This is a genomic window from Planctomyces sp. SH-PL62 (assembly GCF_001610895.1).
Classification (GTDB): Bacteria; Planctomycetota; Planctomycetia; order Isosphaerales; family Isosphaeraceae; genus Paludisphaera.
In genome coordinates this window covers 6,177,033-6,197,769 of record NZ_CP011273.1, presented here as the reverse complement: position 1 = coordinate 6,197,769, position 20,737 = coordinate 6,177,033, and the positions used below count along the sequence as shown (strand labels likewise).

The 20,737-nt window shown below is 69.1% G+C and carries 15 protein-coding genes; 6 read left to right on the top strand and 9 right to left on the bottom strand.

Annotated elements, in window-relative coordinates:
* The 4 genes from VT85_RS24225 to VT85_RS24210 all read right to left on the bottom strand — a co-directional run bounded on the left by VT85_RS24225 (position 1) and on the right by VT85_RS24210 (position 3,026).
* Positions 1 to 885, bottom strand: coding sequence for a response regulator (locus VT85_RS24225; RefSeq protein ID WP_082859046.1), 885 nt, complete (start codon positions 883 to 885; stop codon positions 1 to 3).
* Positions 886 to 965: 80 nt separating this feature from the next.
* Entirely contained in the window at positions 966 to 1,961 is a 996-nt protein-coding gene (locus VT85_RS24220; protein WP_068420704.1) for a GTPase, read from the bottom strand.
* A 129-nt stretch (positions 1,962 to 2,090) separates the two neighbouring features.
* Positions 2,091 to 2,465, bottom strand: a complete 375-nt coding sequence (locus tag VT85_RS24215) for a hypothetical protein (protein WP_156513068.1) — start codon at positions 2,463 to 2,465, stop codon at positions 2,091 to 2,093.
* Between the two features lie 156 nt (positions 2,466 to 2,621).
* Positions 2,622 to 3,026, bottom strand: coding sequence for a DUF2892 domain-containing protein (locus VT85_RS24210; RefSeq protein WP_068420700.1), 405 nt, complete (start codon positions 3,024 to 3,026; stop codon positions 2,622 to 2,624).
* Between the two features lie 235 nt (positions 3,027 to 3,261).
* On the opposite strand from VT85_RS24210, the gene VT85_RS24205 reads away from it, so the two are divergent.
* Complete coding sequence (locus tag VT85_RS24205) at positions 3,262 to 3,732, top strand: pyridoxamine 5'-phosphate oxidase family protein (RefSeq protein ID WP_068420698.1); 471 nt, start codon at positions 3,262 to 3,264, stop codon at positions 3,730 to 3,732.
* A 13-nt stretch (positions 3,733 to 3,745) separates the two neighbouring features.
* Here VT85_RS24205 and VT85_RS24200 read toward each other — a convergent pair whose 3' ends face one another.
* Positions 3,746 to 4,267, bottom strand: a complete 522-nt coding sequence (locus VT85_RS24200) for a hypothetical protein (protein ID WP_068420696.1) — start codon at positions 4,265 to 4,267, stop codon at positions 3,746 to 3,748.
* Between the two features lie 171 nt (positions 4,268 to 4,438).
* Positions 4,439 to 5,431 carry an aldose 1-epimerase gene (locus tag VT85_RS24195; RefSeq protein ID WP_068422590.1) on the bottom strand — a complete coding sequence of 331 codons (993 nt, stop codon included), beginning with the start codon at positions 5,429 to 5,431 and terminating at the stop codon, positions 4,439 to 4,441.
* Between the two features lie 797 nt (positions 5,432 to 6,228).
* Between VT85_RS24195 and VT85_RS24190 the strand changes: the two genes are divergently transcribed.
* Together VT85_RS24190 and dacB are read left to right on the top strand one after the other, a co-directional pair.
* Positions 6,229 to 6,504, top strand: a complete 276-nt coding sequence (locus VT85_RS24190) for a hypothetical protein (protein WP_068420694.1) — start codon at positions 6,229 to 6,231, stop codon at positions 6,502 to 6,504.
* A gap of 441 nt (positions 6,505 to 6,945) precedes the next feature.
* Positions 6,946 to 8,724 carry a D-alanyl-D-alanine carboxypeptidase/D-alanyl-D-alanine-endopeptidase gene (gene dacB, locus VT85_RS24185; RefSeq protein WP_068420692.1) on the top strand — a complete coding sequence of 593 codons (1,779 nt, stop codon included), beginning with the start codon at positions 6,946 to 6,948 and terminating at the stop codon, positions 8,722 to 8,724.
* A 106-nt stretch (positions 8,725 to 8,830) separates the two neighbouring features.
* On the opposite strand, the gene VT85_RS24180 is transcribed toward dacB, so the two are convergent.
* Positions 8,831 to 10,732 carry a mechanosensitive ion channel domain-containing protein gene (locus VT85_RS24180; RefSeq protein WP_082858867.1) on the bottom strand — a complete coding sequence of 634 codons (1,902 nt, stop codon included), beginning with the start codon at positions 10,730 to 10,732 and terminating at the stop codon, positions 8,831 to 8,833.
* 40 nt (positions 10,733 to 10,772) lie between these two features.
* A complete protein-coding gene (locus VT85_RS24175; protein WP_068420688.1) occupies positions 10,773 to 12,839 on the bottom strand; it encodes a hypothetical protein in 2,067 nt (688 codons plus the stop codon).
* Between the two features lie 461 nt (positions 12,840 to 13,300).
* Between VT85_RS24175 and VT85_RS24170 the strand changes: the two genes are divergently transcribed.
* Positions 13,301 to 14,710, top strand: a complete 1,410-nt coding sequence (locus VT85_RS24170; RefSeq protein WP_197490985.1) for a hypothetical protein — start codon at positions 13,301 to 13,303, stop codon at positions 14,708 to 14,710.
* Positions 14,711 to 14,779: 69 nt separating this feature from the next.
* On the opposite strand, the gene uvrB is transcribed toward VT85_RS24170, so the two are convergent.
* Positions 14,780 to 18,109 carry an excinuclease ABC subunit UvrB gene (gene uvrB / locus VT85_RS29885; RefSeq protein ID WP_156513067.1) on the bottom strand — a complete coding sequence of 1,110 codons (3,330 nt, stop codon included), beginning with the start codon at positions 18,107 to 18,109 and terminating at the stop codon, positions 14,780 to 14,782.
* Between the two features lie 430 nt (positions 18,110 to 18,539).
* Between uvrB and VT85_RS24160 the strand changes: the two genes are divergently transcribed.
* On the top strand, positions 18,540 to 19,346 hold the full coding sequence (locus VT85_RS24160) for an IS5 family transposase (protein WP_068420686.1): 807 nt from the start codon (positions 18,540 to 18,542) through the stop codon (positions 19,344 to 19,346).
* Between the two features lie 110 nt (positions 19,347 to 19,456).
* On the top strand, positions 19,457 to 20,578 hold the full coding sequence (locus VT85_RS24155) for a hypothetical protein (RefSeq protein WP_068420684.1): 1,122 nt from the start codon (positions 19,457 to 19,459) through the stop codon (positions 20,576 to 20,578).
* The last annotated feature ends 159 nt before the right edge of the window (positions 20,579 to 20,737 follow it).

Here is a 20,737-nt window from a genome sequence, read left to right as displayed (position 1 = left end):
TCAGGATTCCGTCGCGGGCTCGGGCTCGGGCTCGGGTCCGGGTCCGGGCGCGGCGTCGGGACGGGGGTAGCGCTTCAGGAGCGTGACCTCGTTCCCTTCCTGGTTATACTTCATCTCATCGACCATCCCCTGGCAGATCAAGAGTCCGAATCCCCCGGCGCGGAGGCCCAGCTTGTCGCGGACGTCGAGGTGCGAGAACGGGTCGTCGGCGACGGCGGCGTGGGGGAGGGCCTGGCGATTGAAGCCGGGGCCCTGGTCGCGGATCACGATCTCCAGGCTGTCCTGGTGGACCCGATAGGTGATCTCCACCAGGCGGTCGGACCGGTGCTGGTTGCCCCACTCGATGGCGTTCTGGGCCATCTCCATCACGGCCTGGCGGATCTGCATCACCTGGTCGTTGGAGAGCGGGGTGGTGCGGCAGACGTTCATCAGGAAGTCGTTGAGGTCTTTCAGCAGGGTGATTTCGCTGTTGATCTCGACGTGGATCTCGCCGTGGAGTTCCTGCCGGAGCATGCTCTCGCGCCAGTCGCGGGCGGCGGCGATCGCCTCGAAGAGCTGTTCGATGCCGTACGGCTTGGTGAGGTAGGCGTTGGCGCCCACGCGGAAGCCGTGCATGCGGTGCTGGCGGTCGTCCAGGGCGGTGAGCATGACCACCGGGGTGAGCATGGTGGCCCGGTCGCTGCGGAGCCGTCGGCAGACGTCGAAGCCGTTGACGTCCGGGAGCATCAGGTCCAGCAGGACGACGTCGGGCTGGTGGCGATGGGCCATCAGGAGGCCGGTCTCGCCGTCCTCGGCGATGACGGCTTCGAAGCCGCGCAGGCCGAGGATCCGCTGCACCAGGTGGGCCTGCTCCGGGTGGTCCTCCACGATCAAGGCCGTCGCCATCTTCGTATTTCCCGTGGTCCGGCCCGCGGCGGGTTGGTCCCGATCGATCGTCCCGGAGGCCGAAAATCCGCGTGTCGGGGTCATGACGCATGCAGCTCCACGACGTCGCGATCGTGTAGTTCGTGGTCTCGTTTGACGCTCTGGCCTTCGAAGACGCCGGTCCCCCAGATCCTGGCGGACTTGAGCGAGGTCTCCAGGTCGCGGTGGATCTCGCGGGCGAGGTCGAGCACCGTGCTGCCGACGGGCACCGTGAAGGGCCTCGACCGATCCGTCGGCCTTCCTGGGACTTTCGTGAAAATGCGAATCAAACCCAACGAATGGTATGCGCTTTCCGCCAGGGTTTCCAGTCCTTGCGCGGCCTCGGCCGAGACCGGCAGGGGGGAGAACCGGCCGGCGAACCATTCGCGGATCACCTCCAGGCGGCCCTCGGCCCCCGGGGCGTCGGCCTTGGTGGCGGCGGCCACGACCTTGACGTGGCGGGCCTCGACGTCCTCGACGTCGTACGGCAGCTCCTCGACCAGCTCGATCCCCTTCCCGGCCAGGAGGGCCAGGACGGCCTCGGTCTCGTCGGCGGCGTCGTCGCTGGCCAGGTCGACGGCCAGGATCGCGGCGTCGGCCGAGCGGATCAGGCCCGGGAGCCAGGGCTCCATGAAATCCGCGGAGACCGGCGGCAGGTCGACGAGCTGGATCGGCACGTCCTCGACGTCGAGGATCCCCAGTTGGGGCGCGCGGGTGGTGAAGGGGAACGGGGCGACCGTCGGCCGGGCGTTGGTCAGGGCGGCCAGCAGCGCGCTCTTGCCGGAGTTGGGGGGGCCCACCAGGACGATCCGGCCGGCGCCCTCGCGGGGGAGCCGGGGGGCGCCGCCGTGCTTCTTCGCGCCGGGGGCCGCGGCCTCGATCTCGTCCTTCAGCCGGCTCATCTTCGTCTTGAGGTCGGACTGGAGCTTCTCCGTCCCCTTGTGCTTGGGGAGGAGGCGGAACATCTCGCGGAGCTTCTCCAGCCGCTCGCCGGGCCTGGTGAGGCCTCGGTACTCGTCCTCGACCTTCAGGTATTGGGGCGGAAGGTTGGCCGGCATTGTGGCGGAGTCTCCCCGGCTCGTCGGAACGCGGTCTTCACGACCGTAGCGACTCCCGGGCCTTGATGCAAGACTCGGCCCCTCGCGATCCCGCGCCGGCCCGAAATCGGGCCGGCGCGGGAGGCGGGTTCAAGGCGTGGGGGCGGCGGCCTTCTTCTTGGTGATCTCGATCTTCGAGGCCTTGTCGCCCTGATAGGTGATCTTGGCCCGGATGCCCTTGGCGTCGGGGTTCCGCTCCTTGGCCTTGGCGAGCTGGTTTTCCATCTTCTTCAGGTCGATCTTGCGGCCGGACTCGTCCTTGGGGGTGATCAGCTCGGCGTCCTCGGCGACGACCAGGACGGTCTCCTTGTCGGCCTTCTTCTGGTAGACGGTGATCTTGCGGGTCTCGGGGTCGACCTTGGTGATGACGCCGAAGATCTCGTCGGCGAAGACCGAGCCCATCACCACCGCCAGGGCCGTCGCCAGGGCGGCGGACGCACGGACCAAACCACGATAGCTCGCCATACGGAACTCCCATCAGGCTTGAAGGCCCCCGGGAAGCCGCGTACCCGACATGGGCGAAGGCTTCCGGGGATGTTCGTCTCTTATAAGAGCGACCAATCGCCCCCACAAGGACGCACCTTCTTTCGCGAGCCTCGAGAGGCGGGCCCCGTCGCGAGGTCAGGCGGGGGCGCGGCCGCCCTGGCGGCCGTGTCCGCGCTCGGACCCGCCGGAGTCGGTGGTGTCGATCCCGAGGCCGTGGTACGCCTCGCAATGGCCGGTGACGCCCCGGTAGATCAGGCCGCCGCCGAGGACCGCCAGGCCCAGGCCCGTGAGGCCCCCCCGGGTCGCGCCGAAGAGGGTGAGAAGGCCGCCGCCCATGACGGAGACGACGCGCTCCACATCCCCCACGTTGACCTCCTGGCCGCCGAGCAGCTTCTGGAGGGGGTTGCCGCTCATGGGGCACGACCCCTCGGTCGAGCCCAGTTCGCGGCTCGCACCTCGATCCTGGACGAAGCCGTGGGCTTCCTGGCCGCCCCCCTGGATCGTCGTCTTCGGGCCCTGACTCGCGGTGTTCTGGGGCATCGCTCGGCCTCCTCTTCCTGCTACGGGTCGCGAAGTGGTTCACGGGACGATCCCGGGCGTCGGCCTCGGGCCGTCGACGGGGGACGATGCAAATCCCCGGCCGTTCGCGGCGTCGCGGCGCTTGGAACGACTCTTGCAGATGGAGATTCCCGAGACGGCGGACCTCGGGCGAGGCCCCCCGCGGGAATCGACGGGTTCCGCGAAGTGGCAGGGATTGAAGGAAGGGAAGAGGCCAATGGATCGCACGAAGCCCGACACGACCATCCGGCAAGTGGCGATGATGCTCCGGGGGATCAAGGTCGCGATGTTGACGACCGAGGCCCCGGACGGCAGCCTCCACAGCCGGCCGATGGCGACCCAGGAGGTCGAATTCGACGGCACGCTCTGGTTCTTCACCAAGGCTTCGTCGGCGAAGGTCGACGAGATCCGACGCGACGCCGAGGTGAACGTGAGCTACGCCTCCCCCGAGGACCACCGCTACGTCTCGCTCGCCGGCCGCGCCTCGCTGGTGCGCGACCCCGAGAAGCTTCGCGAGCTGTGGACCCCGTCCAACCGGGTCTGGTTCGCCCAGGGGCTGGACGACCCCGACCTGGCGCTGCTCCGCGTCGACGTCCGCATCGCCCAGTACTGGGACATGCTCGCCGGCGGGATGACCGTCCTCCCCAGCTTCGAGTCCGAGGCCGTCGCGACGGCCCCCGACGCCTGACGGCCGGGGCGAGTCAGGCCCCGATTCCGCCCTCGGGCTCGTCGTCTCCGGAACGGCTCTCGATGTAGGAGCGGAGGAAGTTCAGGAAGGTGGGGAGGCTTTCGGCCTCCCAGGCCTGCTCGATCTCCTCCTTGAGGCGCTGATTCTCGGATTGGAGCCGCTTGAAGGCGTCCACGTCCTCGGCTACGAGGTCCAGGCCGGCGACCTGGTCGTGGGTGTTGACCGAGAGCATCAGCCCCTCGGCGTTGTTCCAGGGCTGGAACTGGAGCTTCATGTGGGGGTAGCGTCCGTTCCCCAGCCGCAGCGCGTAGATCGGCGACTGCGTGCCGGGGGTCTTCCCGGCCCGTTCGAAGGGGGGTTTGGCGAAGAGGTCGCGCGGCGGCGCCCCCTCCCCCCAGCTGATCCGTCGCTTGACGTTCTCCGGGTACTCGCCCGTCGGGTAGGCGTGCTTCAGATAGATCTCGACGGCCCGTCGCAGGACGTCGATCCTCATGGCGTCGACGTCGACGGGGCCGGGATCAAGGGGGGCCTCCATGTTGCGGCTCCTGGGACGACCCTCGGGGCGGGTCGGGACGATGGTGCGTCTTGATGATTCCAGCGTCGGCGACGATGGGGCCGTCGCGGCCCTGGGGGTGCCAGGATAACCGGAGCCGCCGCCCCCGGCCAAGTCGATCTGATCTCCGACCCGCTTCACCCCCCGCCCCGCTCAGCCCACGGTCCGCATGACCAGCTTCATGACGTCCTCCTCGCCGTGGCCCAGGATGCGGAGGCCGGCGTCGAAGCCCTGAGGCTCCAGGTTGATCGCGTCGGTCGTCTGGGTGTAGGGCTCGATCGAGATGACGTCGGGCTTGCCCGGCGGCGTGTAGACGACCAGCTCGCGGAACGATTCGTCGAACCCGAGCTGGAACTCGGCGCCCTTTCCCAGGTCCAGGAGCCGACAGACCCCCCGGCCCGGCTCATGGCTCAGCCCGGTCAGGACGTCGTCCAGCTCCAGGCCCGCGATCGGCTTGCCCTCGCGGAAGTCGAGCCGCGCGGGGACGTCGGCGACCTCGCCGGTCGGCAGGAAGTCCTTCAGAATCCACGTTTTCGAGGCCGGCAGGATGATCTTCGTCCGCGAGGGATCGCCGCCGGGAGGGAACGGGAGCCGGAAGTAGGGGTGGACGCCGAAGCCGTACGGGAGGGCGACGGCCGTGGGGTTGGTGACGGTCACGTCCATCATCAGGGTGCGGTCCGCCAGCGTGTAGCGGACGTTCAAAACGGCGTCGGTCGGCCAGTCGTCGGCACGCTCAGGCGCATGCACCGAAAGCTGGAACCGGCCCGCCACCACCGCCCCGAACGGCGTGGCCTTGTGCTCGACCACGTCCCAGGGGGCGTCGATCGCGAAACCGTGGATCGCGTTCGGCCCGTTGCCCGCCGGCACCGCGTACGATTTCCCCTCGAAGTTGAAGCTGCCCCCCCGGATCCGGTTCGGGAACGGGAAGAGGATCGGCGTACCGTTCCCCCCCGCCCGGCTCGGCGCCTCGGCGAACGTCGGGTCGGACACGATCACCGGCCGGACCTCCCCCGCGATCGGCAGCCGGAGATCGAACAGGTTGAACCCGTACGACGGCAGGACCGACGCCGACGCCCCGGAGACGTCGTCATGCATCGTGTAAACGTCCCGGCCGCCCCGCTTCTCCACGTCCACGCGAAATCCCACGGACCCCTCCCGGTTCTCGACCTGCGATCCCTTCAAAACCTTCAAACCCGCCGACGCCGTTGCAACATTTGCCCAGGCCGCCGCAAAGGCGGCCTTCCACCCGCGCCGACCCCGCCGCGTCCCTCCCGAGATCCTGACGCGCGCCGTCCCTCCAGCCAAGCGGAAAATCCCCCCATCCACGGCATCGACGGCCCGAACTTCGGGGCACCCCCGGCGGTTTGCTCAAGAAAGCCGACGGCCGAGGCGGAAAACCCCGCCGGCCCCCCCGCGCGACCCCCTGAAACCCACGGTTTCCACGAGATTTTTAGAAGACGCTAGAAAAGGGAATTGCTCTCCCGTGATCGCGATGCTACACATGATCAATAGCGGCGTCTCGATGTGATGTGTTGGGGCGGGGCGGCTGGTTTGAGTGGGAGCGTGCGTTTTCGATTCCGGGGCCGGTTGAGATTTCGTCGCAACTCTTTCGCGGAAATCCTTGGGATTGGGCGATCTCGGCATCATGCTTGCAGGAGCCTGACTGGATTCCTTCGGTTTACGCAAGTCGTGCGGAAACCGATGCAATGGGCATCCGAATTGGTTAGTCTAGGGGCTGTTCGCCCCGTCTCGCCCCTCGCGTCAAAATCGAAACACCGCCGATTCTTTCGACCTTTCTTCCGGGATCGGCGTCACTTCGAGTTGACGAACCACCTGAGGCTGCTATGATGGATGTAGTCAGACACAGAGGACGGAGTGGCCAAGAACCGTCCGCACCTGGGAAAGGATCGGGGCCGTCAGCCCGAGTCCAGGAGGAGCTTCGAATGGAACTCGATCTCGAAGTCAGCGGAGCCATCATCGATTCCTGGGTCGAGACGGGCGGCGTGGACGACGATTCGGCGCGGGTCGTTTTGCAGGTGGCCCCCCAGGGACGCCCCCGCGAACTGGTGATCGTCGAGGCCGAGGCCTCGCTGCTGCCGGACGACGGCTGGTTGGAAGACCTGAGCGAGAACTCCTGCCACGGCAGCCCGGTGCGGGCGACCGGACATCGGATGCTCAACGGCTTCATCTCGGCCACGCGCCTGCAACTGATCCGCTGAGTCGGTCGGCGCACCGCCGCTCGACTCGACTCGACTCGATTTGCTTCGATTCGCCTCCCCCCCGCCCATCGATTCCGATCACATCTCCGACCATTGATCCGACCATCGCCGGTCCGAGCGGCTCCGTTGAATCTTCGAACCGAGCCTCGGCCGACCCGATAGGGCGATGCGCCTTTCGCAGGCCTTCGCGCCCGTCGCGAATCCCCGTTCCGGTCATTCGGCCCGCGCGGGTCTCGTCCGTATTCGTATTCCTCCCGTCCCGATCGGGCCTTCCCGCGCGAGCGGCCTGGGCGTGTGGCGGGGAAAGCGGCCTTGCGCGCGGTCCTCGCGGGTGCCTTCGGGGGTGCGGTTCCGATATACTCGTCTCGCCGGGGGGCCGGCGCGGCGGAGGATTCCGCGCGACGGCCGGGAGGGGGCGACCGCGCGGAAAGGGGATCAGCGATGCAGCAGGCCGGGATCACTCCGAAGGAACGCAACGGGCGGGGACGCAGGCGATCGGCGAGGCTCGGCAGGCTTCGCCAGGCCTCGGCCCTCTTCATGCTGGCGGTCGCCGCCCTGGCGATCGGAATCGACGCCGCCGCCGCCCGCGCCCAGGAAGCCCCGAAACCCTCGCAGGAGGCCCCCAAGTCGGCCTCCGCCCCGGCGACGACGGCGACGACGCGGCTGGAAGACCGGGTCAAGGCGGTGCTGGAGAATCCCACATTCCGGCGGGCCCACTGGGGGATCCTCGTCGTGGATTCGAAGACCGGCGAGACGGTCTATGAGAAGAATCCCGACGAGCTGTTCGGGACGGCCTCGGTGGCGAAGCTCTTCTCCACGGCCGCCGCGATGGTCGAGCTGGGCGCCGACCACCGCTTCCAGACCCCCGTGGTCCGGCGCGGGAACGTCGACGACCAGGGGGCGCTGCACGGCGACCTGATCCTGATCGCGCAGGGCGACCCGGCGATGGGGGGCCGCACCGGCCCCGACGGCAAGCTCCTGTTCACCGACGAGGATCATATCTACACCTCCGGCGGCAAGGCGGGCGAGGTGCTGGTCCAGTGCGACCCGCTGGCCGGGCTGGAGCACCTGGCTCGCGAGACGCGGGCGGCGGGGATCAAGAAGATCGACGGCGAGGTGATCGTCGACGCCCGCCTCTTCGAACGGGCGCCCAGCTCCGGGAGCGGGCCTCGCCTGGTCTCGCCGATCATGATCAACGACAACCTGATCGACGTGGTCGTCGCCCCCGGCAAGGCCGCCGGCGATCCCGCGACGGTGACGATGACCCCCGGGACGGGGTACGTCGCGGTCGACGCCCAGGTCGAGACCGTCGCCGACGGCTCCCCCCAGATCCGCATCGAGCTGGTCGGCCCGAGGCGGATCAAGGTCCGGGGCCGGGTCCCGGCGGGCGCCGATTCATTCGTCGACAACATCGAGGTCGACGATCCCGCGTCGTTCGCCCGGACCCTGCTGATCGAATCCCTGCGCCGGCACGGCGTCCAGGTCTCGGCCTCGCCGCTGGCCGACAACCCCGAGTCCGATCTCCCCCCCCAGGCGACCCTGGCGAGCCTCCCCAAGGTGGCCGAATACACCTCGCCGCCGTTCCGGGAGTTCGCCCGGGTGATCCTCAAGGTCAGCCACAACCTCCACGCCAGCACGTTGCCGCTGCTGCTGGCCGTCCGCAAGGGAGAGCGCACGCTCGCGGCCGGACTGAAGCGCCAGGGGGAGATCCTCAAAGGCCTGGGGCTCGACCCGCTCGACGTCTCGTTCGGCGGCGGGGCGGGAGGGATGTGGGCCGACATGACCACGCCCCGCGCCGCCGTGACGCTCCTGAAAGCCATGGCCGATCGGCCCGATTTCGGCGCGTACGACGCGGCGCTCCCCATCCTGGGCCGCGACGGCACGCTCGCCAAGGCCGTCCCCGAGGACAGCCCGGCGCGGGGCCACGCCCACGCCAAGACCGGCACCATGTTCGTCACCGACGCCCTGATCGGTAAGCGGCTGATGACCAGCAAGGCCCTCGCCGGCTACCTGGAGACGGCGGCCGGCCGGCCGCTCGTCATCGCCTTCTTCATCAACAACGTGATCCTGGACTCCCCGGACGGCAAGATCCCCACCACGACCGACGCGGGCAAGCTCCTGGGCCAGCTCTGCGAAGCCTTCTACCTCGGCGACGGCCTCGCCCCCGCCGCCCCGGCCGGATCCCCCGCCCCGGCCGCGACCCCCGCCGGCGGCAAGTGAGGAACCGTCCCCGGAGCGAAGGTCGACGGACCGTCGCTCCGACGCCTTCCCCCCGGCGGGGGAAGGCCGTCTTCCGGCCGCGACGACGAGGTTTCGGGGCCGTCGCTCAAGCCTCGACGGAAGCCCTCGCCTCGGCGCGGTGGGGGGTCGGGGGGGCGGATTCGGGCTCGTCGCCACGGAGGCGACGGCCGCCGATCAGGCGGGTCAGCTCCTCGGGGACGCCGGTGAGGGCGACCTCGCGGATCGGGCTGGCCAGCGCGATCTTGTTCTGGGCGAAACGCTCGCGGATCGCCTTGCAGATCCGGTGCTTCGCGCCTCCCATCAGGCCGGGGTCGGCGACGTAGACGGACAGGCTGAAGACCAGGCCGGACTCGCCCAGCTCGTCCAGCAGGGCCGAGGGGGCGGGCTTGGAGAGGACGTCGAAGTCGCTCCGGGCGATCGTCAGGAGCAGCGAGGTGACCGTCTCCACGTCCGAATCGTGCGAGACGACCACGCGGACGCCGACGCGCATGATCTTGTCCTTGTGCGTCCAGTTGACGAGCCGGCCGGTGATCAGCTCGCGGTTGGGGACGATCATGCACTGGTTGTCGCCGTTGATGATCGTGGTGGAGCGGGTGTTGATCCGGTCCACCTTGCCGGTGGTGCCGGCGACCGAGACGACGTCGCCGATGCGGATCGGCCGCTCCAGCAGCAGGATCAGCCCGCAGATGAAGTTCGAGACGACTTCCTGGAGGCCGAAGCCCAGGCCCACGCCGAGGGCCGCAAGGAGGAAGCTGATCTGCGAGAGCTTCAGGTGGACCGCCTGGAGGGCGACGACCACGGTGAGGGCGAGGGTCGCGTAGCGGCAGAGGGTGACGACGGCGAACCGGACGCCCGGGTCGTCGGGGAGCCGGCGGAAGAGGGTGAACGCGAACAGGCCGGCCATGTACCGCCAGGCCAGGCCGCCGAGCACGACCGCCACCATCGAGGTGGCGAGGTCTCCCAGAACGACCGACCCGCCCTCGGCGTCGGTCCAGATGTGCTGCTTCGCCAGGAAGTCCATCAGCGTCGGGTCGATGCCCCAGATCCAGCCCAGCATCGCCAGGGCCAGGAGGATGATCGTGAACGTCGAGGTCCGCGCGGCGACGAGCGTCCAGTCCTCCGCGTCGGCCGGCTTGGAGCCGGGCGCGGTCGCGGCGGCGTGCGCCCCCTTCGAGCGCGAGATCCAGAAGGCCGCGATCGAGGCCCACACGCGGTTGGTCCGGGAGTCGACCCGGAGCCGCCAGGCGATCAGCCGGGCGACGACCCGATGGATCGCCCACGAGAGCATGAAGACGACCAGGCTCTCCACCCCCCCCAGGGCCAGGCGACCGGCCGCGAAGCTGTAGCCGCAGAAATCCAGGATCACCACAACCACGCCGAACGCCACGATCAGCCGCGCGATCGCCCGCGCCCGGCGCAGGCACCATGTCACCCAGGCCTCGCCGACCGTCCCGAACGGCTGCCGCGTGACGACGACCATCGCCGCGGGGGCGGCGGTCCCGGCTTCCGCCTCGGGTTCGAGCTCGACGTCCGGGTTGATCCAGATCATCAGCGCCGAGTTCGGCCGGAGGTGATAGACGAGCGAGGCCAGCACGACCAGCTCGAAGGCCAGGAACAGGAACCGCGAGAGGGCCGGGGCCGTCACGGCGTTCCCCTGATGCGCGATCTCGCCGTTGGCGAACAGGTGGATCGGCACCAGGAGCGCCATCGCCGCGATGATCAGCAGCCGGCCGGCGCCCCGAAACTGCCGGGTCACGCTGGGGGGCGTGTCGAGATAGCGCTCGCACCAGCCGCCGGGCTTGAAGAACCAGCTCCCCAGCCCCCGCGCGAACAGGCCGATGGCCGCCGCTTCGAGGATCGTCGCGGCCAGGACGCCGGTCGCCTTCGGCCAGGGGCCGAGCCGCGCGACCTGGGCCGTCGCCGCCAGGTAGAGGGGCCACGCCGAAGCCCAGAGCACGCCCATCAGCAAGGATCGCAGACCAAGCATGTCGAAGTAACCCCTCGCGGAACGAGAACGTCCGTCTCTCTCAGCCCTGCCGCACGACCGCGTCCGGGTCCCCGTCCGGGCCGCCCGCCTCGGGGGCCGGGGCCGGGGCCGCGGTCGAAGGGGGAGGGGGGAGCGCCTGGGCGAGCCGATGCTTCAGGGTGCGGCGGACGCGGATGACCCCCAGGGGAAGCACGACGATGACGGCCGAGGCGGCCAGGAACTCGGGCGAGGAAGGCTTCCAGCCCGACGGCTGGAGCGCCTGGCGGGTCAGGCCGAGCGAGACCCGGGTCAGCCGCCGGAGTTCCCCGGCGGCCATGCCGACGGTCGTCAGGCTGATCGGGTCCTGGTCGCGGACCCAGAACATGTGGGTGCGGATGAAGCTCGACTCGTCGTCCAGGATCGCCAGGCGGCGGTCGACCTGGTCGAGGATCTCGGTCTCGCTGCGGACCAGGGCCGCCAGGGCCTCCCGGTGGCGGGTCAGGATGGTCGAGTGCCGCTCCTCCAGCTCCTTCCAGAGGGCGACGGCCTGCGGGCGGCGACCGGGGGGGAGCTTGTCCAGCAGGTCGTCGAGGTCGATCTGGTCGAGCAGGCGGTCCTCGATCTGGCTGAGTTCCACGGTGGTGAGCATGTTGGCGTAGTCGCGCAGGCGCTTCTCGACCACGTCGCGCTCGTCGCGACGGACCCGCCGCCGCTCGGGGTCCAGCCGGCGATAATCGGCGTTGATGCTGAGGACGTCGATGCGGTTGAGCCGGCCCTCCTCGATGAGGCCCTTGATCCGGGCGAAGTTGGCCTCGGCGATGTTGGCCTGGCTGCGCATCTCCTCGAGCGTGGGCGGGACGCTGGCGGTGGCGGCCTGCTCGGCCTTGATCGCCGCGGCCTCCAGGTCGAGCAGCTCGGACAGGCGCTCGGCCCGATAGCGTTCGATGGGGTCGATGGAGCGGTCGGCCTTGGCCTGCTCGGCGCTGGCCTTGCGCTGGAGGTCGCGCTCGTCGGCCTCGGCGAGTTGGCGGAAGCGGGCCTGCATCGGCTCCAGAACCTTGCGGCCGAGCTGGACGCGGGCGATCCAGCGGCGGCGGTCGACTCCGGCGACCTCCGCCAGCTTGGCCGTCTGGGCGAGCCTCCGCTCGACGACCTGGGACCGGACGGTCTCGACGGCCGTCTCGACGCGGAGGTTGACGCCGCGCTCGTCGAACAGCTTGCGCTCGGCGGCCGACTTGGCGGGGGGGGCGTCGGCGCGGGCGGCCTCGCGGGCCTTGAGGGCGGCGAGGGCCTGGGAGATCCGGTCGCGATCGGCCCGGAGCGCGGCCAGCGGGATCTTGGCCTCCTTCTCCGGATCGGCGGCGCCCGATTCGAGCTTGTCCTGGTCGTCCTTGACGTCCTTCTTGAGCCCCTCGATGGCCTCTTTCATCTGGTCTCGCCCGGCCTGGTCGACCGCGCCCGAGTGGGCGAACGCGGCCGGCAGCAGAGAGTCGACCGGCTGGGCCAGCCGGGCCTGGAGGTCGGCCAACTCGGCCTTGGCGTCGGCGAGCCGGCGTTCGGGCGCGTTCTCGGGGGCGGTCAGCTCGGCCAGTTCCTTGGCAAGCTTGGCGTACTCGTCGAGCCGTCGGCGGCGATCCTCGAGGACCTCGGCCAGGGCCTTGTCGGCGAGCTTGGCGGCGGGGTCGGCGCCGGGCTTGGCCGAGCCGTCGGCGGGGGGCGTCAGCGCCTGGATCCGTTCGGTCGCGTCGGCCAGCAGCGCCTCGGCCTCGTCGGGCCGGAGCAGCCCCGCGGCGACGGGCCTGTCGACAGGCTTGTCGATGGGCTTGGCGGCGGCCGGGGCTTCGTCCCTGGCGGCGGCGGGCGGCTCGGGCTCGACGGCGGGCGTCGCGGCCGGTTCCGGCCTGGGCTCGGCCTCGGGCGTGGGCGTGGGCTCGGTGGGGGAAGGCTTGCCGGCGCGGGGCGTCGGGTCGACGATCTCGACCTCGCGGGCCGGGCCGTCGGCGGAGGGCTTGCCCGCCTGCTGGGGCTCGGCTCCGCCGCCGCCGAGGACGCCGAGGATGAGGGCCGCGGCCGTCGCCGCGCGGACGTCGAACCGTGGAGGCCGACGCTCTGATTCGGATTGAGACATCGCTCGGAATCCTTCCCGAACTGATCCTGGGTGTGCGACGCGGCTCGTCTCGTCTCGGCTTGCGTCGGCCGGCATCCGTGGCGAGAGCGGGGGGTAGACTAGCCGTGGGCGGGCCGATCGGCAAGCCGAGATCCCCGGTCGCGGTCCCCGCCCGCGTCGGAACGCCGCCCCCCGCGTGCGGGGATCGACGCCGGAACTCCCTCGCGCGACCGCCCGTTACCAGCTTGACCTCGTCGCGGCCGGCCCTATCATTGGGACGGGCCGGCGCACGGCCTGATGGACCCGGCCTTCGACGGCGGGACGGCCGTCGAAGACTCCTCCCGTCCGGCGTCCGCCGGTCCCAGAGGCGGGGTCCGCGATGGGATGGGCAAGCCTCCCTTGGGTCGGAAAATCCGTAGTAATTCGGCGTCGAGCGTCGCAACGCTCGGACGGCGCGTGGTGGATCGGAAACGACAACGACAATGACGACGCCCGTTCCCCGCATCGCCCTGGCGACGTCCACCTCGGGCTCCGACCCCTCGATCGCGGGTCTCGCCCTGATCGCGGGCCTCACGGCCAGGCGCTGGCGGATCCAGCACTTTCGGACCCGCGCCTGCCCGACGGCTACCGAGGCGGTGGCGCACGCGACGGGGATGCCCGGCCGCCATCTCGACAGCTGGCTGATGCCCCCCGACATCTGCCGGTCGCTCCTGGTCGCCGGCCTCCGTCAGGCGGATCTCGCCGTGGTGGAGGGGCGGCTCGACGGGCCGGCGTGGTCTGCGAGACCGGCCTGGAGCCGGCTCCGGGGGCCCTCGCGCCCCTGGTCGCGGCGCTCGCGCTGCCGGTGGTCTCGGTGGTCTCGGTGGCCGGCTCCCGCGACGGCACGTTCCACCTGCCGGAGCCGCCCCGGGGCCGTGGCGGTGGTCCTCGACGGCCTGGAGTCTCCCGATGATCTGGACCGTTTCCGTCGGCTGATCCGGCTCACCAGCGGCCTGCCGGTCGTCGGGGCCGTGGAGCTGCTCCCCGAGGCGCGCCGGGAGATCGAGTCGGCGCCGCCGGGGGAGTTTCCTCGCCAGGCGGTGGACGCCCTCGCCGCGAGCTTCCTGCAGCACGCCGACCTGAAGGCGATCTCGGCCCTGTCGCTGAGCAACCCCTATCCCGACTACGTCGAGCGACCCGGGCGCGGGGGATCCGTCGGCGAGCCGGGGTTCCGCGTGGCCTATGCCCGCGACGAGGCGTTCGGCTGCTACTTCCCGGACACGTTCGAGGCCCTGTCCGCCCTGGGGGCGGAACTCGTCGAGTTCTCGCCGCTCAACGACGAGGCGCTGCCCGAGCGGGTGGACCTGGTCATGATCGGCTGCGGCCTGGCGAACGTGCACGCCGCCGCGCTGGCGTCGAACGTCAGCATGATCGCGTCGCTGCGGCAGCACGTCTGCCGGGGCCAGCGGATTTACACCGAGGGGGGAGGGGCCGCCTATCTGGGCCGCTCCATCCTCGTCGACGGCCATCGCATCCCGGGGGCGGGCATCCTGCCGGTGGAGGCCGAAGTGGCCGACTCCCCCAGGCCCCCGGAACCCGTGAGCCGCATCCTCAGCCGGGACAGCTGGCTCGGCCCCAAGGGGACCGAGGTGCGCGGCTATCGCAGCGGGCGATGGAACCTGAAGTTCAGCCCCACCCCGTTCGAATGCCCGTCGTGCTACGGCCGGCTCTCGGGGGAGGGGGATTTCTACTTCCGCCACCACGCCGTCGGCAGCTTCGTGCACCTGCACCTCGCCGCGCTTCCCGAGGTGGTCTCGGCCTTCGCCGGCCCCCACCATCCGTCGCTCCGACGACCGACGACCGCTCGACGGCCTGAACGAGACCAGCCCCGCGAGGACGAGCCCGAGGCCTGACCGGAGTTCAGGACGAGGGATCGGCCGCGCCCGGCGTCGGCCTCGGGTTTCGGCCCCGGCCGACCGGGGTCAGCGGGGGCCGTCGGATTCGAGCCGGGCTTCGAGCAGCCGGACGTGGTCGTTGAGCGCCTCGCTATGGGGCTGGATCTTGAGGCCGCGGCGAAGCGTCTTGAGGGCCTCGCGGGGCTGGTCGAGTTCGAGCTGGCACTGGGCCAGGCCCCCCAGGGCGCCGACGTGGTAGGGGTTGATGGTCAGGGTCTTGATGCAGTCCTCGGCGCTGTCGGCGAAGCGGCCCAGCTTGAAGTAGGCGATGGCGCGCTGGTTGTAGGCTTCGGCGAAGCGGGGGGCGCGGCTCAGGAGCCGGGTGGCCCGGTCGACGGCCTCGTCGCATTGCTCGGCGGCGATCAGGGCGCGGACGTCCTCCAGGGCCTGGTTGTTCTCGGGGGCGTCGGCCCGGAACCAGATGACCCACAGGGCGCGCTCGGCCATCGTGCGGACGACGCCGTCCTCGTCGCGGAGGGCGCGGCCGAGCAGGGAATTGCAGCCGTCGAAGGTGCCGAGCACCCCCAGGGCGAGCACGGCCCCGCGCCTGGCCGTCACCTGGGGCGACGACGCCAGGACCCGGCAGAGCGTTTCCTCCGTGTATCGGGCCGTGACCCGCTCGCGGAAGCGGGCGAGGTCGCGATCGCGCAGGAACGCTTCGTAGTATTCGGTCAGCAACGACCCGGAATGAGGTCCCCACATGCCGGCGGCTCCCACCGATTGACGTTGTCGCGACGAGACGTCCGGCCCCGCACCGACCCGCGACGTTGCCGTCGCGGCGGCCCCTCCCACCAGCAGCACGATCGCGAAACGAACCAGACGCTCGCCCGATTTCGGACGACGAACACGACGGCAGGCCGTCGAGGGGGGGGCGTCGGCCATGGCGCGACTCCTGGTCGGAACGGTCGGCGGCTCTTGCCCGAGATGCGTCGCGGCGAACAATGGGGGGGAACCCCGCCCCAACGCCTCCGTGGCGAATGGGAGAGGGCTCCGTCGGGACGCATCAGGCGGACAAGGCGAGCCGGGCGGAATCCTGGACGTCTCTCTCCGTACGATTAGCAAGGCGAGGCAAGGCGACGCAACGCGGCGGAAAAGGGGCCGCGCGGCGGTTTGGCGTGATCTTGACGGCGAGTCTACCAGCGCCGAGGGACTCGTACCAAGACGTCCGAATTCCCTCGTCCACGATTTTTTCCCCGCCCTCCCGGCGAGGCGATCGCCGCCGCCTCGCGAGGCCCGCCCGGACCGTCGTCGCGCCGCCCGGATCGGCCGTCGTTTCGGCCCGTCCGGCCTCGCGGGCTCATTGCCGCTTCTTGCCCGCGCGGGCCTTGGCTTTCGCCTTGGCGCGGGCGCTCTGGCCCTGGGGGTGGGGGCGGGGCGGGCGGGGCCGCCGGACTGGGCGGATCGGAGCTGGTGGATCTTGTCGCGGAGGGCGGCGGCGCGTTCGAATTCCAGCTTCTCGGCGGCTTCGAGCATCTCCAGTTCCAGGGCGGAGAGGTATTCCTCGCTGGCGTCGGTCGCCTCGTCGCGGTGGACGGCCTCGCGGGCGACGGTCCGGGCGTGGATCTCCTCCTCGATCCCCTTGCGGATCGCCTTGACGATCGATTCCGGCGTGATGCCGTGCTCGGCGTTGTAGGCGAGCTGGAGCACCCGACGCCGCTCGGTCTCGTCCATCGCCCGCTGCATCGAGGCGGTGATCTTGTCGGCGTAGAGGACGACCTCGGCGTTGACGTGCCGGGCGGATCGACCGATCGTCTGGATCAGCGAGGTCTCGCTGCGGAGGAACCCCTCCTTGTCGGCGTCGAGGATGCAGACCATCGACACCTCGGGCAGGTCCAGCCCCTCGCGCAACAGGTTGACGCCGACCAGGACGTCGAAGGCCCCCTCGCGAAGCTCGCGGAGGATCGTCACCCGCTCGATGGCGTCCAGCTCCGAGTGCAGCCACTTGCAGCGCAGGCCCTGCTCCTTCAGGTATCGCGTGAGGTCCTCGGCCAGCCGCTTGGTCAGGGTGGTGACGAGCACCCGCTCCCCCTTGGCGGCCCGCTTCCTGGCCTCTTCCAGCAGCGCCGGGACCTGGCCCCGGGCCGGCTCGACGCGGACGATCGGGTCGATCAGGCCGGTGGGGCGGATGACCTGCTCGACGACCTCGCCGCCGGACGCCGCGACCTCGTAGTCGGCCGGCGTGGCCGAGACGAACAGCCGTCGCGACGGCTTCCCCTCCCACTCGTCGATCCGCAAGGGGCGGTTGTCCAGCGCGCTGGGGAGCCGGAAGCCGTGGTCGACGAGCGTCAGCTTGCGGCTGTGGTCGCCGGCGAACATGCCCCGGATCTGGGGCAGGGTGACGTGCGATTCGTCCAGGATGAACAGGCTGTCGGGCGGGAAGAAGTCCAAAAGCGTGTTCGGCGTCTCGCCCGGATTCCGGCCCGAGAGGTGCCGCGAGTAGTTCTCGATCCCGGAGCAGTAGCCGACCTCCAGGAGCATCTCCATGTCGTACCGGGTCCGGGCGGAGAGCCGCTGGGCCTCCAGCAGCTTGCCCTGCTCCTTGAACTGCTGGAGCCGCTCCTCCAACTCCTTGCCGATCGAGTCGACGGCGCCCTGGATGCGCTCCTCGGGGAGGACGAAGTGCTTGGCCGGGTAGATGTAGAGATCTTTATGGGTCTCGACGACGGTCCCGGTCAGCGGGTCGATCGTGGCCATCCGCTCGACCTCGTCGCCGAACAGCTCGATGCGGTAGCCGAACTCCTCGTAGGCGGGCCAGAGCTCCACCACGTCGCCCCGCACGCGGAACCGGCCGCGCTCGAAGGAGACGTCGTTGCGGTCGTACTGGATGTCCACGAACTTCAGGAGCAGCTCGTCGCGGTCGATGACGTCGCCGAGTTGCAGGCGGACCATCATCTTGCGGTAGTCGTCGGGCGACCCCAACCCGTAGATGCACGACACGCTCGCCACCACCACCACGTCGGGACGGCTCACCAGGGCGCTGGTGGAGGCCAGGCGGAGGCGCTCGATCTCCTCGTTGATCGAGGCGTCCTTCTCGATGTAGATGTCGCGCTGGGGGATGTAGGCTTCGGGCTGGTAATAGTCGTAATAGCTGACGAAGTAGCGGACCGCGTTATGGGGGAAGAACTCCTTGAACTCGGCGTAGAGCTGGGCGGCCAGGGTCTTGTTGTGCGACATCACCAGCGCCGGCCGGCCGTACTGGGCGATGACGTTCGCCATGGTGAACGTCTTGCCCGAGCCGGTGACGCCCATCAACGTCTGCGCCCCCCGACCCTCGCGAAGCCCCTGGACGAGTTGCTCGATCGCCTGCGGCTGGTCGCCCGCCGGCTGATAAGGGCTGACAAGCTGATATGCGCTCATCGTGTTCTGGGTCTCGTCGCGCCTGGGGGCTTCCGGTGAACGTCGGTCTACTTCGTCCAAGTATACCGACGAGCCGCCGGAAAGTCTCGACCGGCCGGGAGGAGGCGTCGCGCGGGGGACCGTCGGTCGAGCCTCCATGACCGGCGTTCAGGCTGGTCGTCCCTGCGGAGCCGAGTCCGCCGGACCCACCGCGAGACGCTGCGTGGCCACCCGGAGCGAGTTCCTCACCATCCGCCCCGGCGCGAGACGAGGCCGCCGTCCGCCAGGTCTCGAGAGATCAACGGACGCTCCTCGCCCTCAATTCCCAAAATTCTTGGAACACGCGGCTTGCGTGCTCGGCCAACGCCCAAATAAGAAGCTCTGCCAAAACCTACGTCGGCACGCCGCTTGAAGGCTGACAGATGTTGCTCCGCAAAGGAGGCACTCTGTCATGGCCGCTTCCCGGATGCCGGATGCGTTCTTCGATCTGGCGGCACATCACCTCCCGCCCGAGCGAACCGCCAACCCCTCCGGCGGGCGACCGCCGATCGACAATCGAAGCATCGTCAGAGCACTGTGGTTCGTCCTGACCACCGGCTGCCGCTGGGAAGACGTGCCGGGCGAGTTGGGCTGCTCGGGCCGCTCCGCCCACCGCTTCCTCCAACTCTGGGAGGAGATGGGCTGCTGGGACCGCCTCCACGCCGACCTGCTCCGCTTGCTTCATCAAGCCGACAAGCTCGACCCCGACCTGGTCATCGTCGACGCCGTCATGGTGAGGGCCTTCGGCGGCGGTGCGTCGACCGGGCCCAGCCCCGTGGACCGCAGGAAAAAGGGCACGAAACACACGTTGCTGGTCGACCGGCACGGGGCGCCGCTGGCCATCCGGACGGCCGGGGCCAACGCCAGCGATCATAGGCAGATCATCCCGCTGGTGATGGATTTCCCGAGGGTCGGCGGCAAGCCGGGCCGCCCGAAGGAGTTGCCCGACGAGCTGTACGCCGACCGGGGCTATGACAGCGACGGCACCCGCCGATTGCTGGCCTGGCTGGGGATCGAGCCGCAGATCGCCCGGAGGAAGACCCCGCACGGCAGCGGGTTGGGCAAGATCCGCTGGGTGGTGGAAAGGACCATCGCCTGGCTCAAGGGGCTGAGGCGTATGCGTATCCGCTACGACCGCTCGCCCGTCCTTCAGGATGCCTGGAACACCCTGGCGGTGTGCGTGATCTGCTTTCGCCTCCTGCATGACGGTGACACCTAATACAGACAGGTTTTGGCAGAGCTTCTAAGACAAGCAGGGAGCGGAAAAAACTTGACACCCTTCAAATCGATTTCCATAATCGCCCAACCCGCGATTGGATTCCATGAATCATGGTTCCGCTGATGCGACTCATGAGAAGGATATGTGAGCCGGGCAGCGTGGAGACGCCGAAGATGTTTCATCGATGCGCACTCGGGCTAGGGACCGTCTTGCTGCTAGCCCCCGCCGCACCTCAGACTTGCCGCGCCGAGATTCCGAGCATCCCTGAGTTGAGGTCCATTCTCAAATCCCAATGGGATTCCATCGCCACCGTTGAGCATACTTGCCACGAGTATATGCCAGACCCGGAACGCCCCGGCAAATTCAAGCCGGCGTACTTCGTCTACGAGACCTCGAGATCGAAGGGCGGCCTGACTTCGTATCGAGTCGCAAGCATCCTGAGCGATGCACGTCGGGTCGAGATCGCTCGCCTTATCGAGGATGGGAACAAACGCCATGACTATAAGTTCTTCGATCGGCATCCCGACGTCATGTCAACCGTCAAGATCAGCCGCCAGCCTTCGATCGATGGAGCCTTGGAAAACACGACGAACTCACCAATAGCATGGCTCACGACACCGGGCTCGAAGCCGATCCACGAGCACTTCACGGATTCGATCAAACTCGCCAGCGTCGAAGATGGAGACGCTAAATGCATCGAAGCGACCTTTCCAATCAACAAGTACTCGAGCGTTCGTTGTCTGCTCGACCCCGATCATGACTGGTTGGCAAAGCGGGTCGAGCTTCTCAACGACGACGGAATGAAATGGGTCGTCACAAAGTTCCAAAGAGATAATGGCCGTTGGTTCCCCGAAGAAGGCACCTGGACGGCGCTCGTCGCAGGTCGGCCCACCGAGATGCATTTCGTCGTGTCCAACCTGAAGATCAATCGAGACATCCCGCCCTCCCGATTCAAGCCCCTCGCCATCACAAAGGATGCGTGGGTTACGGACGTGATTTCCGACAAGCAGTACATCTGGCAGGGAACTCTTGCGTCTCGCAGGCAGCTTGAGGTGAGGAGTACCACCACCCCCGGCACGGATCGGGTTCCTGAAGGGCCCAGCCGGAATGCTGATTCGCTTGTCGCGTCGGCGGACCCGGCAGGCATTCAACTAGGATGGATGACGGCGGCCGGCTCACTTGGGATTCTGCTCGTCGCGGGTCTCTTGAAAGTCGCTCGCAAATCGGCTTGATCTCGCGGACGGCGTCTCAAACTCCAAGAGCACCAGCTTTGGGGCGAAGATCGCCGTGCAGAGCAACCACTCGGCCACAACGGAGCATCGGTCAAAAACGCCGATTGCGGCGTTGAACGTCAATCGATGGCGTTCATTCGGTCCGCATCAAAGAGGCAT